We start from the raw sequence: 16,976 nt of genomic DNA on the forward strand, positions 1-16,976 counted from the left end.
GTCGACACTACAAGATAGGCATAGGCGAAAAATTATATGAAAGAAACCGCAAATATGGCTGAGGCGATTGAATTTTCAGCAAATAGTGATACCCGCCGATCTGCCGATAGTAGCGAAAAGGCCTATCAAACAATCCGACAGTTGTTGGTTGAATTCAAACTCAAGCCCGAAGAACGGCTGAATGAGGTACAGCTATCAAAACATCTCGGAGTTTCACGAACGCCCATCCGTGAAGCATTGAACCGTCTAGCCTCTGAAGGCTTCGTTTCTGCTGTACCTAATCGTGGTTTTTTTGTACGTAGCCTGAATATAGAAGGCTTACTCGGCCTCTATGAATTGCGATCCATTCTGGAGTGTGCGGCATTTAAACTGATGTGCGAACGCGCCGATGATGCCGAGCTTTCCCGGCTAAAGGCCTATTGGGATGCCAAAGTTATTGGTTATAATGATCTGCCGGCGGATGCAATTTTATCGATTGACGAAAGTTTTCATCTTCTCATTGCAGAATTGTCGGGAAATCCAGAAATCGTCAATTCACTAGAATCTATCAACGCGCGAATTCGCTTCATTCGTCGCATCCAAATCAAACATTCTACTCATGACATGAATCTGATTTCCGCCCATTCCAGTATCGTGGCGGCAGCAATGGCCCGTGATATCGAAAATGGTGTTAAAATTCTCCACGGTCACATCGAAATGACTGTTTCTGCGACACGGGAGGCATTGAAAGACGCCCTACTTCAAGTATATTCTAAAGGCAGCACAACATAATTCTCTATGGTATTATGTATCTATGATTGATAATTCACTGCGATTATTGATTAGATATCCAATTGTCAGAAGGTAATACTTTTTGTGAATGTATTGTAATTTTTGAATATAAATCGGTAAGATAGCAATTTTCTATCACTGTCTGAGAGTTAGATTGCTAGATAAAATATAGTCAACTGAGCTTGAACGACGGCCGCGGAACCCAGTCCTATCGATCCGGTTTCGCTTGGTCGCAGATGAAATCTGCCGCCAAGAGGAACCATTCGACATTAACGACAACAGCGTTTAACAGGTTCTCTATGAACGCGGGAAACATACCCCTGGCATTAACGTTACTGCCGATCTTTCGTTTCCAAGCTTGATGCCTGAAGCGACAAACTTCTTCATGTGTTCAGAAACCGTGAAGTTTAAAGGACATGAGCCGCCATTGCGCTGATACGTATCATAACGGCCGTCGTTGGCCTGAGGTCACCAACGGGCATTCCCCCAGCTTTGCTGCATGCTAACTACCATCAGCGCCGATAGAGGATCATTCCGGCGTGATGTAGGATGTCATTGATAAAATGACCATCGGCAGTGAAGCCAGTGTCGTCCCAGTATTTGATATAGTTGCCCTTCAGTTCGTATCGGCCTTCATAGGCGCGTTCCCGCGTACCACGCGCTTCCACATAACGGCCATTGGCAAGGAGTTCGTGTCGGATGTATCCGTCATCCGTCTCCCAAAGGCCAACATAGGCGTGGTTGATTAGCGTTTCGCTTTTAGCCTCGATGAAGGTTTGAGACAAAACCGTCGCGGTAGCCAGGCCGACTAATACGCGCTTCATTTTGGAATTCCTTGCTCGCTACATTGTTGTTGACAATTGAGGAACGACCGCCTGCCACGGTCGGCCTCATCTCGTTGCTATTGGGGACGAGGTTCATTATTGTCGATCACTTCCTGGTACGCGACGAGATCGAGAAACGCTTCTGCCTCAACGACCAATCCATCCTGCAACCGGAATATCCATACGAACTGATTGCGATAAGGCGCACCAGAAGTCGTCGTTGCCGCAGCATCGAACCGGACAATGACCCTGTCCCTGACCGCCCAGACATGGTGGACAATCGGTGATAATGGCGACGCCAGACGGCTGACCAAAGGCACTGAACCGCGCCGCATGAAATCCTCGACGCCGTTGTACGTATCAGCGACTGGTCCGGTACCATGGATCGTCCAGCGGACATCCGGTGCGAGTAGGTCGAAGACATTGCCGCTCCCCGCTGCCCATTGTTCAAAAGCCTCGCGCACAACTGCTTCGTTGCTCGCCTGGACATTGTTCACCGTTCCGCGAGTGGTACCGGCCGTCGCAGGGACGGCAATAGCGCTGAACGCCAGCGCAATCAGAAGATTTCTTGCTGTAACGAACCTATTCCCGCTTCGTGTGATAAAGATCATTAGTTCTATCCATTATAAGGTGCTTGAATTGAACGGATCATCAATTATGCGCCCTCCTGCCAGACCGGCCGCCAAATGATGCTCTTTAACTTCTCGCCGCTCGTCAGCTTGCAGAGGCAGTGGGGCGGATCGTGATCTCAGTCGTATCAACACCGGCAGGTGCTTCAATCACATGCTTCACCGCACGTGCTATATCAGAAGGCTGAAGCGCGATTGCGCGATATGCATTCATCGCGGTCACGGTTTCCTGATGGGTAATCGTCGATGCAAGTTCGCTTTCGACGACACCAGGATTAACGCAGGTAACGCGAATGTTCGTGCTTTCCTGCCGTAGTCCGTCAGAAATTGCCCGGACTGCGAATTTTGTCGCGCAGTAAACCGCAGCTGTCGGTACCACCTGTAGCGCACCGATGGAACCGAGATTAATGATGTGACCGCGCCCCTGAGCCTCCATGATCGGCAAGACTGCGCCGATGCCCCAGAGCACTCCCTTCACGTTGACATCCACCATGCGCTCCCATTCGTCCTGTTTGCCAGCAGCGAGCGGCGATAACGGCATCACACCGGCGTTGTTGATCAGAACGTCAACGCAACCCCATTTCTCCATAGCCGTTTGGACGAACTCGGCCATTGACGTGCGATCAGTAACGTCGAGTGAACAAGCTTCCGCAAAGCCATCCGCATCGCGGATCTCCGCCGCGATTGCTTCGACCCGCTCGAGGCGACGTGCACCCAGTAATAGCCTTGCTCCGGCTCTCCCAAGCTCCCGGGCTATGCCTTCACCGATTCCGCTAGACGCACCGGTAATCAGAATGACCTTGTCCATGTGGTTCTCCTTCAATGTACTGAAAGAGAAGATGGACGATCGTGACTGGTGATGGTATCCGTCATCCACTGGACTAAATGGTTAGCGACACTGGACAATGAAAATCGACCTTAATCTTGTTCCGCTCTTTCTCGCAGTCGCGCAGGAGCATAATTTCCGAGCTGCCGCTGATCGGCTAGGTATTACGCGGTCAGCAGTCAGCCAGGGGATCCGACGACTTGAAGACGTACTTGGTACAGCGCTTGTCATGCGCACAACACGTTCCGTTCGACTGACCGAAGCGGGGGAACGCCTGCGCAGTGAGTTGTCCCAACCCATATCCGATATCGAAACCGCCTTTGAAAATGTGTCGAGCGATACTGTGCCACGCGGGCTCCTCAGGATCGCTGCCACCTCAATCGCCGAGCAGTTCCTTTCCGGCTCGCTGATAGCTTCCTTTGCAGCTGCTAACTCTTACGTGACAATTGATGTCACGATCACGGATGATGAGTTCGACATTGTAGCCGCTGGCTATGACGCGGGAGTTAGATTGGGAGAGGTTATAGAACAAGATATGATCGCCATTCCGATAACCGGTGATCAACGGGAGATGGTCGTGGCTAGCCCGTCTTATCTTCAGCTCCATGGAGAGCCCAAACATCCACGCGAGCTGGTTCATCATCGCTGTATCGGCTGGCGACCCGCACTCAACGTCGCTCCGTATCGATGGGAATTTGAGGAGAATGGCATTCCGTTTGATGTGGCCGTTGAACCGCAGATTACAACCAACGATCTCCGCCTAATGCTACGCACTGCTCTTGCCGGAGGCGGCATCACCTTCGCACCGGAAGACGTGTTCCGACCGTTCACGGAAACAGGCCAACTGGTGCCACTGCTCAAAGAGTTTCTACCACCCTTCCCGGGCTTTTTCCTGTATTTTCCGCAGCGCCGCAACATGGCACCAAAGTTGCGAGCGCTGATCGACCATATTCGGCGGCCAGACTCTCGGTTGCCAATTGCTCCCGCTCCGTGATTGCGATCGCGTGTATGTTTATATCAATCTTGCTCCACTTGATGAAATTGCTGCGTCACCTTAACGTGCCTTATTCCAGCAATAAACCATTTCAAAAGAATGCGATGGCTCGGCATGATTTTATTCGCCGGACAGCCTAGAGGCATTAAAAAGGCGCCTACTCGTCAAGAATTCGTATCATTGACCGGAGGCAATGCGTCTTTCTACGATGTCTCCCGAAACATAAGCTATTCCATAACCCTTCACTGCAGCATCGATCATGATATGGGAGTTGTTGAAAGTGAGCTGACCATCGACAAGGACGCGCAGTTCCTGACCATCTTTGTCGGCGTCCCTGGCATAAGGTCACCTACGTTCTCCTGGCGCATATTGATGCAGCGTGCGCTGCAATCTGTGTGATTGCGGTTGAAGCAATCGCTGCTTTGATCGCGATGAAAATGTTTGCGGTCATTTTGGTTTTCAGACCGGAACAAGTCGTTAGGGAAGCCTCCTCGCAACCAACCTGCTTCCTAGACCCGCTCGACCACCATCGCAATACCTTGCCCGCCACCGATACACATTGTTGCCAACCCGTAGCGGCCACCGATACGTTCGAGCTCATAGCAAAGTTTGATGAGGATGATCGCTCCTGACGCGCCTACCGGATGACCGAGAGCAACGGCGCCGCCGTTCGGATTGACCTTATCTGCCGGAAACTCCAATTCCGCGTTGACAGCACAGGCCTGCGCTGCAAACGCTTCATTGGATTCGATCACATCCAGATCGGCTACGGTAAGACCCGCCCGCTGCAAAGCCTGAAGGCTGGCGGGAACGGGGCCCATACCCATTACTTCAGGCGCGACGCCACCGAGTCCGGTTGCGATAATGCGACCTAATGCATTGACGCCATGGGCTTTAGCGACACTCTCCTCCATAAGAACCAGAGCTGCCGCGCCATCGTTGAGACCCGATGCATTGCCGGCTGTTACTGTGCCGTCCTTGCTAAAAGCAGGACGCAGCTTGGCCATATCCTCCAGAGAAACATTGCTGCGAACATGTTCATCCGTATCAAACAGTTTCTCTGTCCGACCTTGCTTGACGGCAATTGGCAATATCTGGCTGCTAAAGCGCCCATCTGCGATAGCTGCTGCCGCACGACGGTGCGATTCAACCGCGAAAGCATCCTGCTTTGCCCGATCGATACAAGACCGCTCTGCAATATTCTCGGCGGTCATGCCCATGTGGCCGTGACCGAAAGGATCGGTCAGAGCACCCATCATCATGTCAGTCGCGGTCACATCGCCCATCTTCTGACCGTTGCGTGCCTGCGTCAATAAATGGCCGGAGCGGCTCATGCTTTCCGCACCGCCAGCAAGCACGATATCGGCTTTGCCGAGCTCAATCTGCTCGGCAGCGGAAACGACCGCCTGAAGGCCTGAACCGCACAAGCGGTTCAAAGTCAACGCAGGTGATGCGTGGGGAACCTCAGCACGAACCGCGACGACCCGCGAAATATACATATCCTCCGGTCTCGTATGAATGACGTTTCCGAAGACTGTCTGCTCAACCTGATCGGGCTTGATGCCAGCACGCGTGATCGCTTCGCGCGCAACTGCAGCTCCAAGTTCACACGGAGGAATACCTGCAAGAGAGCCACCAAAATCTCCGATTGGCGTGCGAACCCCGGAAGCAATAACCACTGAACGTTTCATGATGAACTCTCTCAAACCTTGTCAGCCATTTCAGGCAAAGCCTGGAACAAATCAGCTACCAGTCCATAATCAGCCACCTGGAAGATCGGTGCTTCTTCATCCTTGTTGATCGCAACAATCACGCGGCTGTCTTTCATACCAGCCAAATGCTGGATCGCGCCGGAAATACCGACTGCAATGTAAAGTTCCGGTGCAACCACCTTACCGGTCTGGCCAACCTGCCAGTCATTTGGAGCGTAGCCCGCATCAACCGCCGCGCGGCTGGCACCAACGGCTGCACCAAGCTTGTCGGCAACAGGAAGGATCACTTCCTCAAACTTCTCCGACGAACCAAGCGCACGACCGCCCGAGATGATGATCTTGGCAGAAGTCAGTTCCGGACGATCACCACCCGAAAGCTTGTTTTCAACAAAGCTCGACAGTGCCGGATCAGCAGCCGCATTGATGCTTTCAACTAGAACCGAACCGCCCTCAGCTGTTGCCGAGAAAGAAGCCGTACGAACCGTGATGACCTTCTTGGCATCAGTCGACTGAACAGTCTGGATCGCATTGCCTGCATAGATCGGACGCTTGAAGGTGTCAGCGGACACAACTTCCATGATTTCCGACAGCTGCATCACATCAAGAAGTGCTGCAACGCGTGGCAGCACGTTCTTGGCTGAAGTGGTGGCTGGTGCAATGATCGTGTCGTAGTTTCCTGCGAGTTCAACGATGGCTGCAGCCAGTGGCTCGGCCAGACGGTTTTCCAGCGCATCGCTTTCAGCCAACAGAACCTTGCGAACGCCAGAAAGCTTGGCAGCTGCATCGGCGGCTGCTTTCGCGCCCTTGCCAGCAACCAGAATATCGACATCGCCACCGATCTGGGCAGCTGCTGTCAGTGCCTTTGCAGTCTGATCGGAAAGGCTTGCATTGTCGTGTTCGGCAATAAGAAGAATAGCCATGTGTTTGTTCCTTCCGATCTCTTACAATACGCCGTCAGCTTTAAGCTTCTCAACCAGCTCACTTACGGAGCCAACCTTCACGCCAGCCTTGCGGCCACCCGGTTCTTCGGTCTTCAGAACCTTGAGGCGCGGCGCAATATCAGCGCCGAAATCAGCAGGCGACTTCTCATCAAGCGGCTTCTTCTTGGCCTTCATGATGTTTGGCAACGAAGCATAACGCGGCTGGTTCAAACGAAGATCAACTGTGACAATGGCTGGAAGCTTCACATCAATGGTCTGAAGACCACCATCGACTTCGCGCGTTACCTTGGCCGAGCCGTCAGCAAGCTCCACCTTCGAGGCGAATGTTGCCTGGCTCCAGTTGAGCAGTGCCGAAAGCATCTGGCCAGTCTGATTGGCATCGTCGTCAATCGCCTGCTTGCCGAGGAACACAAGGTCAGGCTGTTCAGCATCGACCACGCCCTTCAGAACCTTCGCAACACCAAGCGGCTCGACGGCTTCGTCAGTCTTCACGAGGATTGCCCGGTCAGCACCCATGGCAAGTGCGGTGCGCAATGTTTCCTGCGCCTGTGCCGGACCGACCGAAACCACGACGATTTCCGTGACCTTGCCTGCTTCCTTCAAACGGATCGCTTCTTCAACCGCGATCTCGTCAAAAGGGTTCATCGACATCTTGACGTTTGCAAGCTCAACGCCCGAACCATCACCCTTAACACGGATCTTTACGTTGTAATCTACAACCCGTTTTACTGCGACAAGCACTTTCATTGCTTACTCCTTTGAGTTTTTGCTGGCCGGTTCTAACCGAAGCCAGATGCAATCACGTCCAACTGAGAGTTCCCAATCAATGCATACATCTCACTTTGGCCCGGCTGCGGAATGGGGTAATCACATTAACGATCGATGATTTCTGCGGTCTTGCCTGCGAGCGCGAAAGGCCCTTCGCGCCAGGAATAACCAAGTTGCATGGCGGTATCGACCGCAGCCGCATCCGGGGCAATCGCGGTCACATGAGTCTCGCAGTACGTTATGAGATTGCGCAAAACACTACGCGCATAATTCCCAACGGGACCTTGTTCATTAAGCAGTTCCTTCAGTTCAGTAGGTAATTGCACCGCGCGTTTGGTACGATATAGCAAGGTGTCAGTGTCAAACGCTTCAAACTGCCCATCGGCCGTCTTGCGGTAGAAGCCGCCGCCCGTCTTACGCCCAAGCAATCCTTTTGCCAGTAACTCGCCAATAAGCGGATTGCCCAGGAGATTATACGCCTGCAATCCATCATCTGCCGGGAGCGCGCGCATCAGGCCGCCCCAAATGGTCGGAACGAGATCTATACCGATCAGATCCAGAAGGCCGAAAACCCCTGTCTTGGGAACACCAAGTACTGACTGCACAGCATCAGCAGTTTCGATGTCCAACCCAAATCGGCACGCTTCTGAGACCGAGACCGCGATCCAGAAACACCCGATACGATTAGCGACGAATCCCGGCGTGTCGTTGCAATCGATGAGTGTCTTACCAAGCAATATTCTGGCCGCATTATTCAATCGTTCGCGCAGTTTTGGATCAGCCTGATCGTCGGCAACAACCTCTAGAAGCGGCATTAGTCGCGGCGGGTTGAAAAAATGCGTTATGGCAAAACGGCGCGCAAGGCCGCTTTCCATACCAGCAATCAGCTCATACCGCGGAATGGTTGATGTATTCGAAGACAGTATTGCCGACGGCTTCAGGTAAGGAGCCAATTTCTGGAACAGCGCGCGTTTAATATCGAGTTTTTCCACGACCGCCTCGATGACCCAGTCCACGTCCTGCAACCGTTCAAGATGATCGTCAATATTGCCCGGGCGCACTCGTGCCGCGGCGTCGGGCGCTGTGAAACCACCCAGACGAAGCTGGCGTGAAATTCCAACTTCCGCCGGTTCGATACGGTTCTCACCGCTGGATATATCCAGAAGTTCAACGCAGATTCCAGCATCAGCAAACTGGGCGGCAATACCTCCACCCATTGCGCCGGCTCCGATAATCCCGACTTTCTTTATTCCGGTTGTCTCGGCACTCGCGTCTTTCGCTATCAGATTGTGCATGGTGTCATCTCAGTCCAATCGAACATCGATGAGCACCGGCCCATCCTTGACCAAGGCTTCAGCGAGAGCCAGATTGAGTTCCCCATTGCTGCGCACTTGAACCGCTTCGACACCAAACCCCTGCGCAATCGAAACCCAGTCAATTTCCGGCCGAACCAAACTCATCATGTCGAGCGCCGTCGGGCCGGGTTCGGCACCAACCTTGGCATATTCTCCGAGTAGAATGGCATAGGAGCGATTGTCGAGCAGCAATGTAGTGATCGGCAAGTTTTCGCGAGCCTGCGTCCAAAGTGCCTGGACGGTATAGGCCGCGGAACCGTCGGCCTGTAGAGCGACCACCCGTCGTCCCTTGTCGCCAACCGCTTCCGCTCCAATGGCAGCACCAGTTGCCAGTGGAATACCTCCTCCGATTGCGCCTCCCGTCACAGTCAACCAGTCACAGGGGGCGGCCAATGGCATGACCGCAGCAAAACCGCCTCCCGACGTAAGCGCCTCATTGACGATGAGACTGTTCTCCGGAATCTGGCGAGCCACAATTTGTGCCAGAGAATCCGGCGTTATAGGGCCATCCGCCGGCATCTCGATCTCGCCATTGTGAATGGCAATGTCGCTTTCACGAGCACCGAGGGCTGAGGCCAAAGCAGTCAACGCGCCCTTCGCGTCCTGGTGAGCGGTCGTCAAAGTCACCACCTCAGCATCGGCTCGATGGAGCAGGCTCGGCAGACCCGGATAGCGGAAGAAGCCGACTGGCGGCGGACAATTGACCAGCACGACCAGATCATAAGGATCAAGACACTGTAGCGCTTCCGTTACCACATAAGGCACGACCGGCAACACCAGCCGCCCTTTACCCTTTGGCATATTGGAAATGGTTGAACTTCCCATAAGCTCAGCACCGGTTTGCTCAGCAATGCCCTTGAGCAAAGGATGCAACTCTTTGACCACAGCCGGATTACCGAGGATGATGACAGCCTTGCGTCCAGATTTCAATGCTTCGGCAACCTGCGCTACGACCGCAGGATCAACTGGAAGTGGCCCTTGCACACTCTCAATCTCCGCCGTTTCGCCACCTTCGCTCCATGACACGTCTGCGGGTAAGACCAGCGAAGCAATTTGACCATAACCAAAAGCTGCCTCTTTCAGACCCGCCATGGCATCGGCCCCGATTGATGCCGGCTTTGTACCGAAGCGGTGCCACTCAGAACTGCCACCTACCAGCGCTTCCACATCCGCAGTCAACGGACTGTCATGGGCAACATGATCCGTTGCATGATCGCCAACAATATTGAGCATACCGCTGCCAGCACGACGGGCATTGTGAATATTGGCAATGCCGTTGGCATAACCGGGACCGCAATGCAGCAATGTTACCGCAGGTCGCTGCGCAACCCGGAAATAGCCATCAGCCATACCGGTCACCACATTCTCCTGCAAACCCAACACGCAACGAATGCCAGGGATCCGATCAAGCGCGGCAACAAAATGCATTTCACTCGTGCCTGGATTGGCAAAGCAGGTGTCTACCTTCGCGGCAACAAGACTATGGACGAGCGCTTCCGCGCCAGTGATATGCGTTTTGTTCATAATGTTTTCCTCTCGGTCTTGAGTGAATATGGGCGCCAGCCGAGACAGCGGCCAGTATTCTAGCGATGCTCAATTATGAGGGCGTCTACAGCGACGACACTGTCGGTTCCCAGCATTAATGGATTGACGTCGAGTTCGAGTAAATTGTTCTGGTGATCACCCGCATAAGCGGCAATCGCCATTATGGCATCGATCACTGGTTCCAGATTTACCTTTGGCTGGCCGCGGAAACCGTCGAGGAGCGCAAAACTTTTCAACCCACGCAATGCAGATCCGACGTCTGCACGACTGACTGGCAACAGCAGTGGCGTGGCGTCTTTCAACAGCTCCACCAGAATACCCCCTGCACCGATAACAAGAACCAATCCGAAAAGCGGGTCTCTTTTGACGCCGACGATCAGTTCAGCGAGCGGGGCGGCCTGCATTGGCTCCATCAGAAATGTGGTAAGCTCGATTGAAGCATCGTGTCTTTTAACGGATGCAACCATACGCTCCGCTGCGGCAATTGCGTCGGTTCGACCACGAATGTTGAGTACAACGCCGCCAACTTCTGTCTTATGGGCAAGCTGGTCGTGGAGCACCTTAAGCACCATTGGGCCCGCGCAGGTTTCTGGCAAGTCGCGAATTTTCTCGAGGGTTATTATCTCACCTTTCGGTACATTCAACCCATATGAGCTTAATCTACGCTTTGATTCCGCTTCGTTCACTGTCGTGCCGTTTAAGGGCAAAGCGCTGATCGCGAACGGCACTTTAGGTGTCGAAGCATTATCGCCTTGCCAATTGTCGCGCCCAACCATTTTGCAGTAGTTCGCCCATTTTGCAACGACCTGCGCGGCATCGTGCAGACCATTCAAAGGCACAATCCTTTGCGCGATTAACGCTTCGGCATCTTCAGGTGGTATGCTTTCCGTATTGACCGATGCGTGGAATACAGGCTTGCCAGCAGTCTTGCCGGCAGCAGCCAGGGCCCTGTCCATAGCCTGATGCGCCGATTTATCCTTGTAGGGCGATCCGACCGGCGGATAATCGATCACGAGCATGGCGGCATCGTATCCACCGTTGAGCATCGTGGTGAACATGGGTGTCAGCAGTTCTTCACTGCCCCAATAGCCTGCGGTGAAATCCAGCGGGTTGGACACATGGCCGAAGTCAGGCAGTGTTGGCTTGATGACCTCTTTTTGCTGCTGGCTCGGCTGGGGCAGCTGCAAGCCGGCAAAGGAACAATAATCGGCGGCCAAACCATTATCGCCGCCCGAACTTGAGAACACCGTGATGCGCTCGCCCTCAAGCGGCGCGGCAATCGAAGCAAGCTTCATCATTTCAAGGAATTGTGGGACCGTAGCGGTCTCGATCACACCGAGCCGCGCGAACAATGCTTCATAGTATTCATTCTGCCCGGCCAACGCACTCGTATGGCTGGCAGCCATCACCGCGCCCAGTTCTGAGCGCCCGGACCTGCAGACAATGACCGGGATGCGCTTGGCTCTCGCACGCAAGGCCGCTTGCGAAAACGCAGCAACATCGCGTATGCCCTCCATAAAAAGGCCCAGACACGTGACATTCGGGTCATCGATGAGATAATCAATATAGTCCTCAAAGCCAAGAACCGCTTGGTTGCCTGCGCTGATGAGATAGGAATAAGGGACCGAACGCCCATTGGAGACCAGGTGTCCGGTTACGTTGCCGCTTTGGGAAATCACCGCGGCACCACGACTGCTTTTTAGCTTCGGATACAGCGCTGGCCAGATAGTGCCATGATTGACGTAGTTGACGAGACCGTAACAGTTCGGACCGACTACAGCCATTTCGCCAGCAGCTTCGACAAAAGCTAGGTTACGCTCAAAACCAGCCGCTCCAATTTCGGAGAAGCCAGAAGCATAACAAACAACGCCACCGGCTTTCATAGCCGATAGTTCGTGCAACGCAGTGATGGTGGCATCGGCATTGACAGCCAGGAATACCGCATCGGGCGAAACCGGAAGATCAGCGATTGACGGAAGGCATTTGTATCCGGCAATTTCGTTGCGTCGGGGATTCACCACATAGACTTCACCGGCATAATCCTGCTGGCGCAGAGTTTTCAATGTTGCCTCGACCTGGCCACCTCCAATGAAGGCCATCGTGCGAGGCGCCAGAAGACGGGCAAAATTCTCTCGCAGCGTAGGGCTGATGCGGCCCTCCTCCACGCTCGTAGACACGTGTAGCATATTTTTCTGCCTCTTAAACTTAAGGCACTGCCAGCCCAGTGGGCTCAATCCTCTGTGGCAGCGCTCATTCCAGAATGACTGGTAAGAGGTGCAGACGTTGGGAAATTCTCTACATCAAAATCTGGCAGCAGTGGATGATCTTCTGGATTTTCGCCAAACAGATCACACAGCCATTTGCGGATGATGATACAGCAATCCTCGGCCGAATAGGCTTCTTCCATGACCCAGCCGTGCCATAGCCCGTCCGCCAATTGCGTGAGAGCGATGGCCGCCAGGCGAACATCAATTTCCATATTCTTCTCTCCCGCGACCTTAGCAAGCCGACGTCCGAGAAACGCACGGTACTTGCCCCATAGTTCGCGGTGTAGTGCCATGATCTCTGGAACGATCCAGGCAGCACTGTTGTAGTGAATATGAACCTGTTGATATCCGCGTCCATGGAAAAATGGCCCACAGGCAACGAAGTATAGCGTATCGAAATTCCCGGTCTTCACCGATGATACAAGGTGCCGGTAATAATCGTCCCCGTTTTGAAGGTAATAGCGATGTGCTGCAGTGAGCAAATCTTCCTTGCTGTCAAAATAGTGGTTGATCAATCCACGCGAAAAACCAGATTCCTCACTGATCGTATTGATCGTCGAATTCAAATAACCGTGTTTGACTATTGAATTCAGCGTCGCAAGGATCAGATCCTGCCGTCTGATTTCGTTGGTTTGCCTCTTTTTGACAGCTTTCCGCATTCTTTACCTTCTCGAAGGCCGATGACTAACGGCGACACTATTATTGATACGGTCTCAACAGATCCTTTGCGATAATATCCTGATGGACCTCAGAGGTACCTTCCCAGATACGTTCGATACGCGCATCTCGCCAGAACCGCTGAATGGGGAATTCTTCCATGACGCCCATGCCACCAAAGATTTGCACGGCATCATCTGCGACCCGGAACACCATTTCCGAGCACCAGTAATTCACCATAGACGCTTCAGTGCGGTTCATCGTCTGATTCTCAATTTTCCACGCAGCTTCTTTCACCATAAGATCACCGAGCTTTATATCAACCGCCATATTGGCAACCTTGAAACCCACCCCCTGGAATTCACCAATTGTTTTGCCAAATGCCTTGCGGGTTCCGGCCCATTCCTTGGTCATTTCGAAGATGCGTTCAGAACGACCGACACAATGGGCGGCCAAAGCAACCCGGCCATCATAGAGCCACTCATTGGCAGTATCGAAGCCCTTGCCCTCTTCACCGAGAATATCATCGCTATGAACGCGAACATCTTCGAGATAGACCATGGTTGGATTATAGCCACGGGTAACGATCGACTTCATCGGCTCGACACGCAGTCCCGGCAAGGTTTTGTCGAGGAGAAACGCCGTAAAACGCTTGCGTGGCCCGCGCGGCGTTTCATCGACGCCGGATACGGCAATGAGAACGATGAAATCTGCGATATCGGCGTGAGAGATAAACTGTTTAACACCGTTGATGACCCAGTGATCCCCATCGCGCACGGCCTTGGTCGTGATGCCGCGAGCGTCCGAGCCAGCGCCGGGTTCCGTGAGCGCGAAGGCATCCTTACGTTCGCCACGGATGGCTGGCTTGAGATATTTTTCAATCTGGTCGCCCTTGCATTTGAAGAGGATGCCCGTAACACCACGGTTCATGCACATGGTGAGCGCGGCACTCGATTTACCAAGCACGCGCTCAGCCTGCATCTTGGTCTGCTTGTCTAAACCCGGGCCGCCCCATTCCTCCGGCAGGTTCATACCGGCAAAGCCCGCCTGGATCGATTTTTGCTGAATTTCCTGTTTGATTTCCTCAGGAACGTAGCGTAGTTCCTCGACGAGATTCTCGTGTGGATAAAGTTCCCGCTTGCAGAACTCTTCCAATGAATCGACCAGCGCCTGTTGTTCGAAACTTAATGCAAAATCCATGTGTTCCCCCTTTACGCGCCGATGAAATTCGGTGCACGGCGTTCATTGGCAGCAGCCAGGCCTTCTTTATGATCTTGCGTCTGTCCGCAGATCTTGCCCGCCGCTACTTCTTCGAGCTGTTGATCGGAAAGGCTGCGCGTATGAGCGCTGTTCAGCAATTTCTTGGTCTGCGCGATGGCGACAGTGGGCCCGCTTGCCAGTTGCTGGGCGAAGCCCAGCGTGTCTTTCCACAGATTGTCCGAACTGCTGACATGGCTCACGAGGCGATTTTGAAGAGCGACCTGCGCAGTCCATAATTCGCCCGTGTAGGCAAAACGCTTAGCCGCCTCAAGACCGATCACGCGCGGCATCAACCAGGTTCCGCCACAGTCGGGGTTGTAGCCGACATTTGTGTAGGAACAGATGAACTTGGCTTTTTCGGATGCGTAGCGGAAGTCGCATGCCAAAGCCATATCAAGACCGGCACCAACGGCTGCACCGTCGATCATTGCGATAACGGGTTTGGGCATTTCATGGACCTGTTGGACCAGTCGCAGCGACTCCTCCACCCAGTTCATGTCCGGCCAATCCGTTCTGCCCGCCGCCCATTCCTTCACGTCTGCGCCGGCTGAAAAAGCGCCACCGCGTCCAGCCAGAATGAGGGTACGGAGAGTTTGATCAGCCGCCGCTTCCTTTAGTGCCTTGCGCAGCTCGATGGTGATCCCCATACCGAGTGCATTTCGTGCCTCCGGCCGGTTGAGCGCAATAACGCCCACCGCGTCATGACGTTCAATTTCCAGAAATTTGTACATAGCTCTCCCTTTCTGCCCAACCACAAGGATTGGGCAGTCTCAATTGTCATTCAGTTATTGGTTCAGCGTCCGCGCCAGCGCGGTGGTCGTTTTTCGAGGAAGGCTTTTTGGCCTTCGATCATATCCTCCGAGGACAGCATGGCAGCAAAGGTGGACAATTCCGGATTACTGCTAGCTCGCAATTGCATGGCGTCGCGGTCTGACATGCCATCCACGGCACGCAACGCTTCTTTCAACGCCTGTTGTGCCAGCGGTGCAGACGCCGCAATTTTCTGGGCTATTTCTAATGCCATCGGCATAAGATTTTCTCGTGACGAGGTGCGGTAAACCAAACCCCAACGCTGCGCTTCTTGTGCGCTCATGCGTTCGCCGGTCCAAATCATTGCGGTTGCCACATAATACGGAATACGGCGCGGCAGGCGTTGCAGTCCCCCGCCATCAGGCAACAGTCCTCGCTCAAGCTCGGGCAACTGGATAAATGCATCATCCGCCATCAGAAGAATATCGCAAGCCAACGATATTTCGAGACCTCCGCCAATGGCCGGGGCGTTGATAGCAGCGATCAACGGTTTTCTGAGCGACCACAGCGTTGTGATGCCGCCAAAGCCGCCCTGCTTTGCGCCTTCCGTGCTCGCATCACTGTTCTGGTCCGTTCCTTCCTTGAAGTCGTAGCCTGCTGAAAATGCGCGCTCTGAACCACTCGACAAAATGCCGACGCGCAGATCGGGATCATCTTGCAAAAAGAGCGCGGCCTTCTCCAGATTGCGGCTTAGACTGCGGCAGATCGCGTTGACCTTTGGCTTGACCATACGGATCTCAAGTACGGATCCGTATCTCTCAAGGTGGACAAAACCATCCATTTCAATGTTGAGTTCTGCAATCATATCAACCACCGTTCCTCGCTGCCCGTTGGCTATAAATGTGGAGCAGAAGCGGCGGGAGCGATGTGACAATCAGCATAAGTGTTGAAACTGCCGCCAACGTAGGATCGAGATCATCGCGCAGCGTGGAGAACGTAACGCGCGGCAATGTCGACATTGGTCCTGATGCCACCATCAGCGAAATAATCAATTCGTCGAAAGAGATCAGGAATGACAGCAGCATCGAGGTTGCGACTGAAAGCTTGAGCTGAGGCAAAGTCACAGTGAGAAAGGCTTTAAGCCGATTAGCACCAAGACTGCGTGCCACCATTTCCTGCGATGAGTCATAGCTGCTGAAACCCGCCAGCATGGTCAGGATTACAAACGGCATCGCAACCACGGAATGGCCGAGGATCATGCCCCAAATGGTGTTCAGCAGCATGCCTATTTTTGCATAGACAAAGAAAATCCCAACGGCGATTAGAATTGAAGGCACTGCAAGCGGCGCAACCAGCACTGTCTTCAGTAAGCCCTGAACGGCGATGCGTCCCTGATTAAGGGCATAGGATGCCGCAACGCCGGTAACAGTGGCAACGATCATGGTTCCAAATGCGACCCGCAACGATACCCAGAGCGAGTTGATCCACTTTTCCTGACTGAAAAATGAAACATACCAACGTGTAGACCAACCTGCTGGTGGGAAAACCAGTGATGTCGTTGAACTAAACGAGACCGGAATGACGATAAGGGTCGGAACGATCAGGAAAAACAGCACTAGTCCGACGAGAATGTAGAGCCAAAGACGTGCACGGTGAGAAACGTGAGCTTCCATCATA

General features: G+C 53.4%; 16 protein-coding genes. 2 read left to right on the forward strand and 14 right to left on the reverse strand.

The window, feature by feature from the left end:
- Positions 1 to 36 precede the first annotated feature (36 nt).
- Entirely contained in the window at positions 37 to 771 is a 735-nt protein-coding gene (locus KMS41_22815) for a GntR family transcriptional regulator (protein QWK80560.1), read from the forward strand.
- 512 nt (positions 772 to 1,283) lie between these two features.
- Here the strand turns inward: KMS41_22815 and KMS41_22820 are convergent.
- The 3 genes from KMS41_22820 to KMS41_22830 form a co-directional block, all read right to left on the reverse strand.
- Positions 1,284 to 1,595 carry an Atu4866 domain-containing protein gene (locus KMS41_22820; protein QWK80561.1) on the reverse strand — a complete coding sequence of 104 codons (312 nt, stop codon included), beginning with the start codon at positions 1,593 to 1,595 and terminating at the stop codon, positions 1,284 to 1,286.
- 77 nt (positions 1,596 to 1,672) lie between these two features.
- Positions 1,673 to 2,206, reverse strand: a complete 534-nt coding sequence (locus KMS41_22825) for a nuclear transport factor 2 family protein (protein ID QWK80562.1) — start codon at positions 2,204 to 2,206, stop codon at positions 1,673 to 1,675.
- Positions 2,207 to 2,309: 103 nt separating this feature from the next.
- Positions 2,310 to 3,032: an SDR family oxidoreductase gene (locus tag KMS41_22830; protein QWK80563.1), complete on the reverse strand. Its 723-nt coding sequence runs from the start codon at positions 3,030 to 3,032 to the stop codon at positions 2,310 to 2,312.
- A gap of 97 nt (positions 3,033 to 3,129) precedes the next feature.
- Between KMS41_22830 and KMS41_22835 the strand changes: the two genes are divergently transcribed.
- Positions 3,130 to 4,044, forward strand: a complete 915-nt coding sequence (locus KMS41_22835) for a LysR family transcriptional regulator (protein ID QWK80564.1) — start codon at positions 3,130 to 3,132, stop codon at positions 4,042 to 4,044.
- A gap of 509 nt (positions 4,045 to 4,553) precedes the next feature.
- Here the strand turns inward: KMS41_22835 and bktB are convergent.
- From bktB to KMS41_22890, 11 genes are all read right to left on the reverse strand, one after another.
- Positions 4,554 to 5,735 (reverse strand): beta-ketothiolase BktB, encoded by a 1,182-nt coding sequence (gene bktB / locus KMS41_22840; GenBank protein ID QWK80565.1) that lies wholly within the window; start codon positions 5,733 to 5,735, stop codon positions 4,554 to 4,556.
- 11 nt (positions 5,736 to 5,746) lie between these two features.
- Positions 5,747 to 6,676 carry an electron transfer flavoprotein subunit alpha/FixB family protein gene (locus tag KMS41_22845; protein QWK80566.1) on the reverse strand — a complete coding sequence of 310 codons (930 nt, stop codon included), beginning with the start codon at positions 6,674 to 6,676 and terminating at the stop codon, positions 5,747 to 5,749.
- A 21-nt stretch (positions 6,677 to 6,697) separates the two neighbouring features.
- On the reverse strand, positions 6,698 to 7,444 hold the full coding sequence (locus KMS41_22850) for an electron transfer flavoprotein subunit beta/FixA family protein (GenBank protein QWK80567.1): 747 nt from the start codon (positions 7,442 to 7,444) through the stop codon (positions 6,698 to 6,700).
- A 125-nt stretch (positions 7,445 to 7,569) separates the two neighbouring features.
- Positions 7,570 to 8,760 (reverse strand): 3-hydroxyacyl-CoA dehydrogenase family protein, encoded by a 1,191-nt coding sequence (locus KMS41_22855; protein ID QWK80568.1) that lies wholly within the window; start codon positions 8,758 to 8,760, stop codon positions 7,570 to 7,572.
- A gap of 9 nt (positions 8,761 to 8,769) precedes the next feature.
- A complete protein-coding gene (locus tag KMS41_22860) occupies positions 8,770 to 10,344 on the reverse strand; it encodes an acetolactate synthase large subunit (GenBank protein ID QWK80569.1) in 1,575 nt (524 codons plus the stop codon).
- A 59-nt stretch (positions 10,345 to 10,403) separates the two neighbouring features.
- On the reverse strand, positions 10,404 to 12,551 hold the full coding sequence (locus tag KMS41_22865) for an acetate--CoA ligase family protein (protein ID QWK80570.1): 2,148 nt from the start codon (positions 12,549 to 12,551) through the stop codon (positions 10,404 to 10,406).
- A gap of 44 nt (positions 12,552 to 12,595) precedes the next feature.
- On the reverse strand, positions 12,596 to 13,291 hold the full coding sequence (locus KMS41_22870) for a TetR/AcrR family transcriptional regulator (GenBank protein QWK80571.1): 696 nt from the start codon (positions 13,289 to 13,291) through the stop codon (positions 12,596 to 12,598).
- Between the two features lie 40 nt (positions 13,292 to 13,331).
- A complete protein-coding gene (locus KMS41_22875) occupies positions 13,332 to 14,489 on the reverse strand; it encodes an acyl-CoA/acyl-ACP dehydrogenase (GenBank protein ID QWK80572.1) in 1,158 nt (385 codons plus the stop codon).
- A gap of 11 nt (positions 14,490 to 14,500) precedes the next feature.
- On the reverse strand, positions 14,501 to 15,280 hold the full coding sequence (locus KMS41_22880) for an enoyl-CoA hydratase/isomerase family protein (GenBank protein QWK80573.1): 780 nt from the start codon (positions 15,278 to 15,280) through the stop codon (positions 14,501 to 14,503).
- Between the two features lie 62 nt (positions 15,281 to 15,342).
- On the reverse strand, positions 15,343 to 16,164 hold the full coding sequence (locus KMS41_22885) for an enoyl-CoA hydratase/isomerase family protein (protein QWK80574.1): 822 nt from the start codon (positions 16,162 to 16,164) through the stop codon (positions 15,343 to 15,345).
- Position 16,165: 1 nt separating this feature from the next.
- A complete protein-coding gene (locus tag KMS41_22890; GenBank protein QWK81190.1) occupies positions 16,166 to 16,972 on the reverse strand; it encodes an ABC transporter permease in 807 nt (268 codons plus the stop codon).
- Positions 16,973 to 16,976 lie beyond the last annotated feature (4 nt).

This window comes from Ochrobactrum sp. BTU1 (genome assembly GCA_018798825.1).
GTDB lineage: Bacteria > Pseudomonadota > Alphaproteobacteria > Rhizobiales > Rhizobiaceae > Brucella.

Excerpts from the sequence above, each read along its gene's own strand:
- KMS41_22885 (QWK80574.1), bottom strand. The coding sequence starts at position 16,164 with ATGATTGCAGAACTCAACATTGAAATGGATGGTTTTGTCCACCTTGAG.
- KMS41_22825 (QWK80562.1), bottom strand. The coding sequence starts at position 2,206 with ATGATCTTTATCACACGAAGCGGGAATAGGTTCGTTACAGCAAGAAAT.
- KMS41_22845 (QWK80566.1), bottom strand. The coding sequence starts at position 6,676 with ATGGCTATTCTTCTTATTGCCGAACACGACAATGCAAGCCTTTCCGAT.
- KMS41_22855 (QWK80568.1), bottom strand. The coding sequence starts at position 8,760 with ATGCACAATCTGATAGCGAAAGACGCGAGTGCCGAGACAACCGGAATA.
- KMS41_22870 (QWK80571.1), bottom strand. The coding sequence starts at position 13,291 with ATGCGGAAAGCTGTCAAAAAGAGGCAAACCAACGAAATCAGACGGCAG.
- KMS41_22835 (QWK80564.1), top strand. The coding sequence starts at position 3,130 with ATGAAAATCGACCTTAATCTTGTTCCGCTCTTTCTCGCAGTCGCGCAG.
- KMS41_22880 (QWK80573.1), bottom strand. The coding sequence starts at position 15,280 with ATGTACAAATTTCTGGAAATTGAACGTCATGACGCGGTGGGCGTTATT.
- KMS41_22820 (QWK80561.1), bottom strand. The coding sequence starts at position 1,595 with ATGAAGCGCGTATTAGTCGGCCTGGCTACCGCGACGGTTTTGTCTCAA.
- bktB (QWK80565.1), bottom strand. The coding sequence starts at position 5,735 with ATGAAACGTTCAGTGGTTATTGCTTCCGGGGTTCGCACGCCAATCGGA.
- KMS41_22875 (QWK80572.1), bottom strand. The coding sequence starts at position 14,489 with ATGGATTTTGCATTAAGTTTCGAACAACAGGCGCTGGTCGATTCATTG.
- KMS41_22830 (QWK80563.1), bottom strand. The coding sequence starts at position 3,032 with ATGGACAAGGTCATTCTGATTACCGGTGCGTCTAGCGGAATCGGTGAA.
- KMS41_22865 (QWK80570.1), bottom strand. The coding sequence starts at position 12,551 with ATGCTACACGTGTCTACGAGCGTGGAGGAGGGCCGCATCAGCCCTACG.
- KMS41_22890 (QWK81190.1), bottom strand. The coding sequence starts at position 16,972 with ATGGAAGCTCACGTTTCTCACCGTGCACGTCTTTGGCTCTACATTCTC.
- KMS41_22850 (QWK80567.1), bottom strand. The coding sequence starts at position 7,444 with ATGAAAGTGCTTGTCGCAGTAAAACGGGTTGTAGATTACAACGTAAAG.
- KMS41_22860 (QWK80569.1), bottom strand. The coding sequence starts at position 10,344 with ATGAACAAAACGCATATCACTGGCGCGGAAGCGCTCGTCCATAGTCTT.
- KMS41_22815 (QWK80560.1), top strand. The coding sequence starts at position 37 with ATGAAAGAAACCGCAAATATGGCTGAGGCGATTGAATTTTCAGCAAAT.